The following is a 13,008-nucleotide window of genomic DNA, read 5'->3' as shown; positions in this document are numbered from 1 at the left end:
AGGAGACGGCATGAGCAACGATGCCCCGGCGGGTGTGTTCGCCGTGCTGAAGGCGACCCCCACCCCCGTCCGCTACCTGCTCGGGGGCGTGCTGGTCAACCAGCTCGGCGCGTTCGTCCAGACCTTCCTGCTGCTGTACCTGACGGTGCGCGGCGTTTCGGTCGGCCTCGCGGGCCTGTGCCTCGTCGCCTACAGCGTCGGGGCGATCTTCGGGACGCTGCTGGGCGGCGAGCTCACGCACCGGCTCGGCCCGCGGGCCACGATCGTGGCGGCGATGACGGCGTCGGCACCGCTGGTCGCGTCGATCCCGTGGCTGGGTCGCCCGGAGACGATCTGGCCGCTGTTCGCCGTGGTGGCGCTGGCCGGCCTGGTCACCCAGGCCTACCGGCCCGCGGCGGCGGTCCTGCTGTCCGACCTGATGCCCGAGCGGCACCAGGTGATGGGCTTCTCGATGATGCGGATCGCGCTCAACATCGGCGCTGCGCTGGCCTCCCTGATCGCCGCCGGACTCGTCCTGCTCGACTGGGACCTGCTGTTCTGGCTGGACGGCCTCACCGCGGCGCTGTACGCGCTGCTGGCGTTCGTGTTGCTGCCGAAGACGGCCCCTGCCGAAAAGGAAGCGGCCGAGCCCGAGGCCGGGGTGGACCGGCGCTCGGCGTACGCGACCCTGGTGCGCGACGGCAGGTTCCTGCTCTACCTGGGGGCCGTCTTCGTCGGCACGATCGTCTACGCCCAGTTCACCGTCGCGCTGCCGCTGCAGATCGTCGCCGACGGGCACCCCGAGGCGCTCTACAGCGCGGTGCTCGCGACGTCGTCCATCGTGCTGATCGTCACCGAGCTGAAGCTCACCACCTACGTCACGCGATGGCCGCCGCAGCTGGCCGGCGGCCTCGGGCACGTCATCTTCGCGCTCGGCGTCACGGGTTGGGGACTGTCCTCCGGATCCAGCGTGCTCGTGCTGGTCAGCGCGGTGCTCTTCGTGTCCGGCCTGATGATTTCCGGGCCGAGCATGTTCGCGCACCCGGCGAAGTCGCCGTCGCGCGTGAAGGCCCGCTACGTCGGCACCTCGCACGCGGTGATCGGGCTGGCCTCGGCGCTCGGCCCGGCGTTCGGGGTGTTCGCCTGGACTCGGCTCGGCAGCGGCATCTGGCCGCTGTGCGGGGCCATGGCGGTCGCCGCCGGGCTCTTCGCCTGGGCGGGCATGAAGCAGAAGACCGCGCCGGCCACGGTCGCCGCGGCGGAACCCGTGGGAGAAAAGGCATGACCGAGCCCAACGGCGTGCTGCTGGTGATCGGCAGCGGGCTGAAGCTCTACCGCGAATACCTCGTCCGGTCGATCCACCGGCGAGCCCGGTCGGCGGGCCTGGACCTGGTGCTGCTGAACAACCTCGAGCCGACTTGGCAGCGGAAGTACTTCGACGAGATCGTCCTGGCCAACGTTTTCGACCCCGAAGCGATGACCGCGGCTGCCCGCGAGGTGGCTGCGCGGGTGCCGATCGCCGGGCTGGTGTGCTGGGACGAGCCGGTGGTGCTGGCAGCCGGCGAGCTCGCCGCCGAACTCGGCTTGCCCGGGCTGAGCGTGCAGGGCGTGCACGGCTGCCGGGACAAGTACCGGACGCGATCGGTGCTCACCGCGGGCGGTCTCCACCAGCCGGGGTTCGCGACGGCGACGACAGTGCGCGAAGCTGTCGTCGCGGCCGGCGAAATCGGCTACCCCGTGGTGGTGAAACCCCGCGCGATGGGCGCCAGCATCGGAGTGGTGCTGGCCGCCGACGCGGCTGAGGTCGCGACGGCGTTCGAAGTAGCGGCGGGAGCGAGCCGGGCCGAGCACGCGCCCTACGGCGGCAGTGCCGTCGTCGAGGGCTACGCCGAAGGTCCCGAGATCAGCATCGACGCCGCCGTCCACAAGGGCGAGTACCTGCCGATGTTCCTGGCCCGCAAGCAAAGCGGTGCAGAGCCGTACTTCGAGGAGACCGGGCACATCGTGGACGCGGCCGACCCGCTGCTCGACGACCGCGAGCTGATGGACACCCTGGCCCGCGCGCACCGGCTGCTCGGGGTCGAAGACGGCATCACCCACACCGAGGTCCGGCTCACCGAGCGCGGGCCGTTGATCATCGAGATCAACGGCAGGCTCGGCGGTGACCTCATCCCGTTCCTCGGGCTGACCGCGACCGGCATCGACCCGGGCGAGGTGCTCTTCGACGTGGCCACCGGCCGGCGGCCGGACCTGGTACCCACCCGCCGGTCGGTCGTGGGCATCCGGTTCGGCTGTCCGGACCACGACTGCGTCGTGCGATCGGTGACCGTGCCGACGGAGGCACCGGGACTGGTCACGGCGGCGCGGATGGTCGAACCCGGCGCGTCGCTGCGGCTGCCCCCGGGTGGCTACCTGGCCCGGCATTCGTTCGTCGTGTGCGAAGGGGCGGACAGGGAGACCTGCGGCCGGCGGCTCGACGCGGCAGCGGCCCTGGTCGAAGTCGACGCGGGCCTGCTCGGCCCACCCGAGCCCGGTGCGTCGTTCGTGATGCCCGCCGGACTGCTGGACGTGGACGCATGACCGCCGTCAGCCTGACCCGCCCGGCACCGCCGCGGACCGCTCCGGAGATCCTGGCCCGGGCGAAGGCCCTGGCGCCGGTGCTGCGGGAGCGAGCAGCCGAGTTCGAGCAGGCCCGCCGGTTGCCCCCGGACGTCGTCGAGCTCCTGCGCGACACCGGAGTGTTCCGGATGACGTTCCCCCGCGAGTTCGGCGGCCCGGAACTGACGTCGATCGAGCAGACGGAGGTGATCGAGGCACTGTCCTACGGGGACGCCTCGGCCGGCTGGTGCGCGATCATCGGGTCCGGCACCGGGCTGTACGCGCCGTTCCTGTCCGATGCCGCCGCGCGGGAGATGTTCCCGCGACTGGACCTGATCACCGCGGGCATGCTGTTCCCGGCCGGCCGCGCCGAGCGCGTGCCCGGCGGCTACCGCTTGACCGGGCGGTGGACGTTCGGCAGCGGTATCACCCACTGCGACTGGGTCATCTCCGGCGCGTTCCTCTACCGCGACGGCAAGCCGGACCCCAGCCCGGACGGCCGTGACCCGCACGACTCGCGCCTGTTCATGGTGCCGGCCGCGGAGGCGGAGGTCATCGACAACTGGCACACCACCGGCCTGGCCGGCAGCGGCAGCTGCGACTACACGATCACCGACGTGTTCGTGCCCGAGGAACGCACGCTGTCGTTCGACACGGTGCACGGCAGGCCGAGCCCGCTGGCGCGGCCGGAGTCGTTCATGCGCACGGTGGCGGGCGTGCCGCTGGGGGTGGCGCGGGCCGCGCTCGACCACGTCCGCAACGTCGTGCGGACCCGGGTGGACCGCGCGACCGGCGTGCCGTGGGCGGACAACTGGCGGATGCAGGTGACGCTCGCGGAGTGCGAAGCCGACTTCATCGCGTCTCGCGCCGGCGTGTATGGCACGATGCGGGAGCAGTGGGAGCTGCTCTCGGCGGGCGCGGAGGTTCCGGCAGAGCTACAGGCCGCGCTGCCGCTGTCCAGGCTGCACGCGTTGCGCACGGCCCGCTCGGTCGTAGCACGCCTGTACGACCTGATGCAGACGGGCTCGATCCACCGCGGCGGTCCCCTGGACCGCTGGCTCCGCGACACCACGACGATGTGCCAGCACCTGCTCGCCCAGGACCGCATCCTGCAGTCGGCGGGGGCGCACCTGCTGGGCGGGACCCCGGAGTTCCGCCTCTGCCTGGGCATCACCAGCTGACCCCGGCTGCGGTCAGCCTCGCGGGTGCCGGGCCGGACTTCTCCACTGCGCGTCCCGCCTCCCGCGCGACAACGGGAAGGCCCGGCGAGCGATCGCCGGGCCTTCCCGTGTTTGTCCGCTCACCTGAGTCGGATCGCCACCACGAAGCCGTCCGGGGTCAGCTCAGGCCGAGCCCCGCCTCGCGCGCCATCACGATGAGCCGGGCGCGGTCGGCGGTGCCGAGCTTGGCGAAGATCGCGGACACCCGGTTGCTGATCGTCTTCGGCGAGAGCGCGAGCTCGGTCGCGATCGCCGGGTTCGACTTGCCGGCGGCGATGCGGTCGAGCACTTCTCGTTCGCGCGCGGTGAGCTGGGCGAAGGGGTAGGGGTCCGGCTCGGCGCCCGGACGCAGCCAGGCCCCGAGCCGCCCGGCGATCGCCTGGCCGACGATCGCCTCACCCGCCGCGACCGCCTGCACGCCACGGAGGATCTGGTCCGCGCCGGCGTCCTTGATCAGGTATCCGCGCGCCCCCGCCTGGAACGCCGCGGTGATCGTGCGGTCGTCGTCGATCTCACTGAAGACGAGCACGGCCGTTCCCGGCGCGACGCGCACGATCTTGGCGATCACCGCGATGCCGTCGTCGTCACCGAGCTGCAGGTCGATGACGAGCACGTCGGGCCGCAACCGCGTGGTCTCGGCGAGCACGGCGGCCGTGGTGGCGGCTTCGCCGACCACGCTGATCGCCGCGGAACGTTCGAGCATCGCCCGCACGCCGCGGCGCACGGCCGGCCGGGTGTCCGCGAGCACCACCGTCGGCACCGCGACATCCGGCACCACTTCGATTTCGGGACGACGCCGGTTCACGTGCCGACGGGCCGGCAGCGCGGGCGTCCACGCGAGCTCGTTCGCTTGCTGGTTCACAGTTCCCCCAGAACTCCATCGCGGGCGCCCCTCGCCGCGCGCGCCACACAGGGCAGCTGAAGCCGGCGCCCGCCCTGGGGCACGCAGAGTCTGGCAGCCACCGTCGATGATTCGGTTGCAGTCCGTCGACAGCCCCGTCCTCCTTCAAGACCACGTCAGCCGCCGTCGCAGGATCGTTCAGCTGGGCAGAAGCCGCACCCGGGGACTCAACCGAAGGACCGGCTCGAGCGTGAGGGGTTCTGCCGGGTCCGGGCGGACCTGGTGGTTCACCAGGGGAGGAAATGTGGGAGCAGGACTGAAGGTATTGGCCGCCATGAGCGTGCTGGCGGTCGCCGCACCGGTGACGGCGTCCGCGGCGGAGCTCGCTCCGGCCGCGGTGTGCCGGGTGACCGAGCTGCCCGGGTCGGTCGCCGGCGAGGAGGTCTACCCGGCCGGCACGGACGACCACGGGACGTTCGTCGGTCTCGGCCGGTCGCACTTCGGCGACAACGAACACGGACTGCTGTGGCGTGACGGTGTCGTGACGGACCTCGGGACGTTCGTCCCGTCCGCGATCAACGCCGACGGGGTGATGGTCGGTTCGCAGTTCGCCGACGGGAGGCGGCGCGCCGCGATCCAGGCTGGTGGCGTGACGACGTTCCTGCCGGAGCCGGACGAGCCGGGCTCCGGGGCGACCGACATCAACGCGCGTGGCGACGTCTCGGGATATGCCTGGGTCGGCGGCCTGTCCCGCGCCGTCGTCTGGCCGGCGGGCACGCGGACGCCGCGGGTGCTCGACGACGGGCCGGTGTACACGATGGCCCTGAAGGTGGACGACCTCGGATTCGTCCTCGGCTCGGCGGGCTTCGCCGGCGACGAGGTGCAGACGGTCTACCGGCTGGACGGCACGGTCGTGCGGTCGTTCCCGGTGATCGGACCCGGCGGGCACCGCGCGTCGGACCTGGCGGACGGCGTGCTGATCGCCGACCGCGGCGGCCCCGAAGGCGACAACCTCACCTTCATCGACGTGGTGACCGGAGCTGAACGCCCCTTGCCTGACAGCACGTATGCCCAGGGCGGGGTCCTCGCGGTGAACGGCGTCGTCGCGGCGAAGAACCGTTCCGGGTTCCCGGCACGGTGGAAGTACGGCCGGCAGCTCCAGCTGCCCCAGCTCGGGAACACCTACCCGCTCTACCCGACCGCGATCAGCGCCGACGGGCGGCAGATCGCGGGGGTCAGCACCGACAACACGCGGCAGATCGGCACGCTCTGGACGTGCCGGAACTGACCTCGCGGCCGCCGGGTATCCGGTCCCGCGAACCGCGAAGATCAAATGTCTGGAGCTGGGCGGCCCGAGTGTGTCGGACACGGGCGATACCGTGGTGCCATGGGGATGCCACCGCCGTTGGTCTGGTACGCCAGCTACGGATCCAACCTGTACTCGGCGCGGTTGCGGTGTTACCTCGAAGGAGGAACTCCGCTGGGTGCCCAGCGTTCCTACGTCGGATGTCGGGACCGCAGTCCGGCGCGTCGCGTCGTGGCGAGCGAGTTCCCCGGCGGGGTCTACTTCGCCACCGAGTCGCCGGTCTGGCACGGTGGCCGGGCGTTCTTCGACCCGCAGCTGCCGGGCCGGGCGGCGATGCGGTCGTACCTGGTGACCGCCGGGCAGTTCGCCGACATCGCCGAGCAGGAGATGTACCGCGAGCCGGGGCCGGACCTGGATCTGACCACCGTGCTGCGGACGGGCCGCGATCAGCTCGGGCCGGGTCGCTACGAGACGTTGCTGCACCTCGGCGATCTCGACGGCTTCCCCGTCCTGACGTTCACGGCACCGTGGTCGGCGTCGGAAATCGAGAAGAACCCACCGTCGGCCGCCTATCTGGCCATGCTCGTGGGCGGATTGCGGGAGGCGTACGGCTGGTCTTACCCGAAGATCGCCGAATACCTGGCGCCACTGCCCGGGGTCCAGGGGCACTGGTCAGCACAGAAAATCGCCGACCTGGCTCCAGAGGCCCCGTCTTGACGGCAGGACCTGAAAGTGCCCGGTGCGACGTCGTACAGCCGCTTGCGCGATCCGAACGGACGATCCATCAGCCGGCGTCGGACTGCAGCCGCTGGCGGCGATGATCCACTCCGGTGACCTGCGGAAAGTCTCAATCACTCACGGGCGGGAGAGTCAACTTGGGTTGACATTCGCTCGGCGCCAGCGCCGATGCCGAGCACGAAGCTGCCGATACGGCTGCCGTTCCTGTGGCTGTCACCGAACCCTTGCGGTGCGTAGTATCGGCTGGGTGATCGAGCTCGTGATGGGGACGCTCGACCTGGCGAAGGTGCGGTTCGCCCGCTCGCCGATGGAAGAGCTCCGCAACAGCGTCTACGTGCTGACGGGCCGGCGGGGTACGGACCTGCACCGCCCGTGGGTGTCGTTGGCCCGGGCCCGGTTGGCTGGTCTCGACCTCACGGTGCTGTTCACCCTGCTGTCGCTCGACGACGTCTTCCCGGGGTTCCTCAACCCGCTGACGGAGCCCGGCGATAAATTCGACAGCCAGCTCGAGCGCGTGCGCGCCACGGACGACGCCGGTGTCCGGTGCTACTTCGACGAATACTGGGCGTCGGCGGAGATCCCTCCGGTGGTGCGGCCACTGTACGACGATCCCGGGCGCGCGCTCGGGCCGCTCTGCGACCTGCTCTCCGAGTACTGGCGCGCCGCGATCGAGCCCGTGTGGCCGCGGCTGTGTGCGCTGCACGAAGCCGACTTCGCCCACCGGTCGGCGAGGCTGACCGGCGGCGGCCTCGCTCGGCTCTTCGACGACCTCCACCCGCAGATCGAGTACGCCGAAGACCGGCTCCGGGTCCTGCTGCCGCACCACGACGTCCGGCACATGGTGAACGGCGTGGGCGTGCTGCTCAAGCCGGGTGCGTTCATCTGGCCGAAGCTCAGCATCTGCGACGGCCACGACCAGGTCTCGATCGGGTACCCCGCGCGCGGTGTCGGTGGGCTGTGGGCACCGGCACCGCCGGTCGCGCATGCCCCGCTTGCAGATCTCGTCGGCCGCAGCAGGGCGACGTTGCTCGCGTTGCTCGACCTGCCCCGGTCAACCACGGAACTCGCGGAGCAACTCGGCGTCACGCCCGCAACGGTGAGCGAACACCTCACCGTGCTGCGCCTGAACAACTTGGTCCGCTCTCGCCGCGCCGGCCGGGTCGTGCTCTACGAACGCACCCCGCGCGGTGCCGGCCTGCTGCACGGAGATTCGGTTCTGCCCTAATCGTCGCGCCGCCGCGGCCGCCTGGCGACGATGGGAACACGGATCGCAGCACGGTGTGCTCCCCACGTCGAGGCACGTCCGCACTCGCGGCAGTGATGCCTGTCTACCAGCCGAAACTCGCTGCGGCCTGCTCCTCAGGGGTCGGCACAAGGTGAACAACGAGGACGGGCGAGACCGGGGGGAGCCCGAGGAGGAATCATGCATCAAGAATTGCCCGCAGCACCATTACTTCGCGACGCCGCGCTCGGCATGGATACGGCGTGGCGGGAGATCGTCGGTCGGTACACGCCACTCGGCCTCGCGGTTTGCCGCCGCTTCGGTATCAGAGACGCGGACGCCGAGGACGTTTGCGGCTCAGTGTGGTTGAGGCTGATGACAAGTCTGGATCGTATCCGCGAGCCGGAGGCACTGCCCGGCTGGCTGCGAACTGTCGCGCAGCGCGAGTGCCTGAAGCTGCTGCGGAACAGGCAGCACCAGATCCCGACCGATCCTGCACTCTTCCGCGAGGTGGTGGAGCCCGAGTTCGACGCTGACCTGATCGGCCGCGAACTGCGTGATGCGGTCCGGCAAATCATGGCAGCGCTGCCCAGCCGAGACCGGCGGCTACTCTTGCTGCTGTTCAGTGACCCATCCAAGCCCTACCAGGAAATCAGCGAGATTCTGGGTATTCCGATCGGCTCGATCGGGCCGTCCAGAGCCCGATGCTTGGGCAGAGCCCGGCGCACCCCTGCCGCCGCAGCGCTGCAGGACTCCCGAAGCGAGCAACTCGCCGGCTGACACCACATCTGCTCGCTCGTGAACCGGCTCGCCGACGACAGCAGCAATCCATGTCGGGGGCCGCAACCGTCGTCGGTGAGGCCGCGCCACCGGCGTTTGAAGGCGAAACTCGCGATGCCGGGTCTCTGTGGGTGAACGGCTCGGTGGGCGGCCCACACCGAAAACCGTGTCGCGGCCCACCGACCGGTGCCGGGGCGGGCGGCGGCACCCGCTCACCCCGGCGATCAGCCACCCGGCACAGCTCAGCCCCAGGAGCTGCGGCCCCAGGCGGCAGCCTGCGTGAAGCCCGCGCCGCCCGAGGCGCATGACAGCGTCTCCGTGCCGAAGATCGTCCCGTCGTGCTCGACGCCGTGGTGGACGCCGATCGCGTACGGCCCGTCGTCCCACCAGCCCCACAAGGGCGCGCCGGACACTCCGGACGCCTCGTCCGCGTCACTCTCGACCTGGGTCGTGTCGTAGGTCGTGCCGTTGACGTTGATGTCGTCACCATCGTCGTCGTCGCGTACGGCGATGGCGGACTCGTACGACATCGACGTCAGGCTGATGTCGTACGGGAAGCCCGCCATGGTCCAGTAGTCGCCGTCTTCCCACGCGCTGTTGTAGCCCCGGTAGCCGAAGTAGCCGACGCGGTCGCCAAGCGGATCCCACAGCTGGCAGACCTTGATGTCACTGCCCGAGTCGGAGTTCCACGAGTGGTAGCCCCGGACGTAGCTGACCACGCCGGCCCCGAACACGGACTGGCCGTTCCAGCAGGCGGGGATGACCTTGATCGCCCACGCCGCCCCGTTCGTCGGCGGTCCCACGTGGCCGCTGGTCATCATCGTGCTCCGGCCGATCAGGTACCCGGTCGCCTCGCCGGCGGGCACCCAGCTCGCGCCCGCAGTCGGCTGGTAGCTGCTGTAGAGCTTGCAGACCGCGGTGTACGGGTAGGACGAGGGGTACACCAGCGCCCGGGACTCGCCGTCGATGATTGTGCTGTGGGTTTCGGACAGGAGGGTCTTGCCGCCGCGGGAGGTGATACCCCGCCGCGTCGGGTCGAGCGACCTGGTCGTCTTCGGGGCGATGCCCAAGGGAACGCCCTTCGGCCGGTAGGGGGCGCCCGACGGCGCGGCGCTCGGGGTCCGGCGCGGCGTGCGGTTCGCGCGCTGCGCCGGCGTACGGGTGTGGACCGTCTCCTCGTAGGCTTCGAGCCCGGGCAAGCCGGCCAGGAGAGGGCCGTCCGTGCGCAGCGTGAACGCGCCGCGATGGACCGTGCTGCGCTCCAGTGCGACGCCGTGCTCCTCGCCGGACCACCACGTGGTGGCCGAATCGGTCACCAAGCCCCAGGGCCGGGTGTCCTCGCCTTCGCTCTCGGGCTCGAATTCGAGCAGCCGCGCCTGGCTCCAAGGTGCTTGGTCGGTCATGGTCACTCCTCGCTGGTTCCGAACCGCGGAGTGCGGTTCGTGAACGGAGGAGCGCAGAAAACGCACCGCGAATACCCACCGGCCACGAATCTGCCCTTTCGGGCGGCCGGCGCCGTATGCGGCCTGACCGTGAACCGCAATGCTGCCGGGATGGGCCGCACACGCGGGTCTGGTCCATCGAGACCGCGGCGATCTGAATCCAGGCTTCCGGGTGGGGCTTGGCTACCGGTTCGCCGTCGTCGAAGTGCGAGAAGCGGCAGGGGCCGACGAAGGTAAAAAGCCCTCCTCTTCGGAGCTTGCCGACAGCCGAAGGGGTCTCGCGGCCCGATCTGGCTCCGCGAGACCCAGTTGCGCCAGCAGCGTGAGCGCCGCGGCGTCCCCGGCCGGGCCGAGCGCGGCCGGGGTCGTCGTCGCCGGCGAGGGCGGCGGGACGTGGGGGAGCCGTTCACCTTCGCCTCTCTCTACGAAGGACGGCTGGTCCAGCACGTGACGCCGGTGCCCGGCCGGGAGGACGCGCAGACCAGCGAGGGCAGCGACACGGTGCTGGCCTCGCACGTGGAGGACGCGTTCACCGAAGACCGCTGCGACTTCTTCGGCCTGCTGTGCCTGCGCTGCGACCCCGCCGCGGCGATGCTCCTGGCGCCGGCGCGAGCACTGGAGCTGTCCGCCGAGGTCGAGCAGGTTCTCTTTCTCAGGCGCGCGGCCACGCCCGCGTCGCACGGTACCGGCGGCCACCGACAAACCGGCGGTGAACACTCGCCCCCGCGAGAGACGCAGAGCAGCCGGCGTCTCCCGCGGGGGTCGTTCGTGGTTGATCGACGGTGGTTACCGGGGACGGCGGCCGATACGGGGAGGATCGTCGTTTTCCTCGTCGGTGCGGTCACCGTCGCGCAGTTGGCGGTCCAGCATCGTTTGCTGCTGAGCCAGGTGGGCGATCAGTCGGCTCAGCTTGCCGACCTTCACCAGGTAGTGCGGCAGCGTGATCGCCCAGGCCACCACCACGATCACGCACGTGGCCCAGAACAGCGCGGATCTGATGTCCATGCCGCCCAGCCTGAGAATCGGGGTGAATACGACGATCAGCGCGGCCAAGCCGACATCCGCCCAGGTGCGCGGACGTGCGGGCTGTGGGGCCGCCTGCGCGGCGACGGTCATTAATTTCCTCCTGAGCGGCCAGCGGCTAGAAGTGATCATGTATTCCCGCGGAGGGAGCTGCGGAATATCACTTCCGTGACAAGGTGCGGTCGAGCCAGATCACGCCCCGCTCGAAACGGCTAAGCAGCGTCTGGAAACGCAGCCCATCGAGCGGCGGCACCGGATGGTGCCGGTACCATGAGTAAGAATTACACCGTTGAGACGCAGATGGCTACCCCGTGTAGGACTACGCCAAAAACTTTCTTAAACATGAACGAAGGAGGTTCCCGGCAACAGTCGGGAACCTCCTTCGAGATTCATGATCGGATCCCGTTCCAGCGAGATCCGATGTGCCCTGCGCTCGACCGCACCAGCCTTCGCTCAGGGTGACCGGGTGATTATCCGGTTTGCAATCACAGTGGACAGAAGTGTGCTGCTGCCCGTGCGACGCTGGGTAATCGTAAGCACCTCCAGGGGTGCCAGTCCAGATTTCAACGACCAATACCCCGTTAGCAGGAGTCATCGTTACCTTACCGAAATCATCGGAGGCTGGCCGGCAATGCGACCACGTCGCATTCAAGCACTCGACCTGCCTCTTTGGGCAATCGGTGAATCTTTTCCTGGATTTCCTGCTTTGTGGTCGACAGTCGACATCGTTTGTACGGTATTCGCGTCTCGACGGTATTCCGGTCGTCGGAATCCTTCCGGCGAGGTAGGGGTGGATCGTGTGAGGGGGCCCAGCGCGGCGGGATGCGAACCGGGTGTCGGGCGGGGAACCAGGTGGTCGGCTGGTGATGTTCCTGCAGACGATCGGGTCAGTGCCCGCCGCGGGCGTGGAGCGGCTCGTCCGGCTTCGCCGGGGTGGTGTGGTCGAGGGCGACCGCAGGGAAGGCCAGCAGAAGTGGATTCCGCCGTCGGCGTGCACCCCGCCGATCGTCCTGGCCAACGGGCCGTCGTGCCACCCGGTCAGGCTGTCGCCGGCTCGGCCGTCTATGGGATGAGCGCGAGTTCATCGCCGGCGGCGATGGGGTCGGCCAGCACCGGCGCGGCCGAGCCCTCCAGCGTGTCGGCCGCCGCGAGATAGCCCTCGGTCACGTCGACGCTGGAGTGGCCAAGGTCGGCGGCGATCTTGCGGATGTGGACGCCGTGCGCTTCGGCAACGCGGCGTAGAAGTGCCGCCCAGAGTGGGGGTGGATCGTGGTGGTGATCGGGCGCAGCGCGGCGGCGTGAGCGCGCATCGTCGAGGACCCGCTGGCCGCGGCGACCCGCAGCAGGCTCGCGCACAGCGCCTTGGGGAACCTGGGAACCTGCTCGGTCCCGAGCCTGGCGCCGCTGGTCGTCGCGAGCAGGGGGTGGTGGCGGGTTTCCCGCCGACCTGCCCGCCGACGGTAACCTCGGCGCCGCTCTCGTGCGCGTCCCGCGCGGCCAGGTAGGCATCCAGGGAGGCCAAGGCGACGGCGGTGGTCCGCACTTATCTGTTCTTCGCGCCCTTGCCGTGGACATGCAGGGCGGGCCGCCCGTCCGGGCCGACGCGACGCAGGTTGGAACGGTCGCCGAGCAGAGTTCGTCGGCGCGGATGCCGGTGGCGGTCAGCAGGTCGACCATCGCCGCGTGCCGCAGCGCGACGAGCTCGCGGGCCTCGCGCGGGCCGCGGCCGCGGTAGGTCCGTGCGGCGACCCGCAGAGCCCGGACCCGGGCACCTCGAACGTCGTCTTCTTGCGCAGGCACATCTCGCGGTAGAAGGCGGAGACGTACCCAAGGCGGGTCTTGCGGGTCCCGGCCGGGAC

12 protein-coding genes are annotated in these 13,008 nt (G+C 70.2%); 7 read left to right on the top strand and 5 right to left on the bottom strand.

The window, feature by feature from the left end; translation table 11 throughout:
- Positions 1–10 precede the first annotated feature (10 nt).
- From CCN39_RS16775 to CCN39_RS16765, 3 genes are read left to right on the top strand one after another with little or no spacing between them, the layout of a single operon-like run.
- Positions 11–1,264 (top strand): MFS transporter, encoded by a 1,254-nt coding sequence (locus CCN39_RS16775; protein ID WP_086843032.1) that lies wholly within the window; start codon positions 11–13, stop codon positions 1,262–1,264.
- Positions 1,261–2,559, top strand: coding sequence for an ATP-grasp domain-containing protein (locus tag CCN39_RS16770; protein WP_086843030.1), 1,299 nt, complete (start codon positions 1,261–1,263; stop codon positions 2,557–2,559). The genes CCN39_RS16775 and CCN39_RS16770 overlap by 4 nt, the downstream gene beginning before the upstream one ends.
- A complete protein-coding gene (locus tag CCN39_RS16765) occupies positions 2,556–3,758 on the top strand; it encodes an acyl-CoA dehydrogenase family protein (protein ID WP_086843028.1) in 1,203 nt (400 codons plus the stop codon). The genes CCN39_RS16770 and CCN39_RS16765 overlap by 4 nt, the downstream gene beginning before the upstream one ends.
- A gap of 157 nt (positions 3,759–3,915) precedes the next feature.
- Here CCN39_RS16765 and CCN39_RS16760 read toward each other — a convergent pair whose 3' ends face one another.
- The gene (locus CCN39_RS16760; RefSeq protein WP_244210820.1) at positions 3,916–4,659 is read right to left on the bottom strand and encodes a response regulator; all 744 of its coding nucleotides are present in this window, start codon (positions 4,657–4,659) and stop codon (positions 3,916–3,918) included.
- 313 nt (positions 4,660–4,972) lie between these two features.
- On the opposite strand from CCN39_RS16760, the gene CCN39_RS50170 reads away from it, so the two are divergent.
- The 4 genes from CCN39_RS50170 (at position 4,973) to CCN39_RS16740 (ending at position 8,684) form a co-directional block, all read left to right on the top strand.
- Entirely contained in the window at positions 4,973–5,926 is a 954-nt protein-coding gene (locus tag CCN39_RS50170; RefSeq protein ID WP_086843026.1) for a hypothetical protein, read from the top strand.
- Between the two features lie 99 nt (positions 5,927–6,025).
- Complete coding sequence (locus CCN39_RS16750) at positions 6,026–6,661, top strand: histone deacetylase (protein WP_086843024.1); 636 nt, start codon at positions 6,026–6,028, stop codon at positions 6,659–6,661.
- 268 nt (positions 6,662–6,929) lie between these two features.
- A complete protein-coding gene (locus CCN39_RS16745) occupies positions 6,930–7,907 on the top strand; it encodes an ArsR/SmtB family transcription factor (protein WP_158104512.1) in 978 nt (325 codons plus the stop codon).
- Between the two features lie 198 nt (positions 7,908–8,105).
- A complete protein-coding gene (locus CCN39_RS16740; protein ID WP_086843020.1) occupies positions 8,106–8,684 on the top strand; it encodes an RNA polymerase sigma factor in 579 nt (192 codons plus the stop codon).
- A gap of 242 nt (positions 8,685–8,926) precedes the next feature.
- On the opposite strand, the gene CCN39_RS16735 is transcribed toward CCN39_RS16740, so the two are convergent.
- The 4 genes from CCN39_RS16735 to CCN39_RS51065 all read right to left on the bottom strand — a co-directional run.
- Positions 8,927–10,087 carry a trypsin-like serine peptidase gene (locus CCN39_RS16735; protein WP_086843017.1) on the bottom strand — a complete coding sequence of 387 codons (1,161 nt, stop codon included), beginning with the start codon at positions 10,085–10,087 and terminating at the stop codon, positions 8,927–8,929.
- A gap of 825 nt (positions 10,088–10,912) precedes the next feature.
- The gene (locus tag CCN39_RS16730) at positions 10,913–11,242 is read right to left on the bottom strand and encodes a hypothetical protein (RefSeq protein WP_086843015.1); all 330 of its coding nucleotides are present in this window, start codon (positions 11,240–11,242) and stop codon (positions 10,913–10,915) included.
- 969 nt (positions 11,243–12,211) lie between these two features.
- Positions 12,212–12,505: a hypothetical protein gene (locus CCN39_RS49420; RefSeq protein WP_143264058.1), complete on the bottom strand. Its 294-nt coding sequence runs from the start codon at positions 12,503–12,505 to the stop codon at positions 12,212–12,214.
- A 305-nt stretch (positions 12,506–12,810) separates the two neighbouring features.
- A partial coding sequence (locus tag CCN39_RS51065) for a hypothetical protein (RefSeq protein ID WP_208630247.1) occupies positions 12,811–13,008 on the bottom strand: 198 nt, incomplete at its 5' end.

Origin of the sequence: Amycolatopsis kentuckyensis (genome assembly GCF_002155975.1) — a bacterium.
Classification (GTDB): Bacteria; Actinomycetota; Actinomycetes; order Mycobacteriales; family Pseudonocardiaceae; genus Amycolatopsis; species Amycolatopsis kentuckyensis.
The sequence above is the reverse complement of the archived record's forward strand: the minus strand, read 5'-3'. Positions and strand labels throughout refer to the sequence as shown.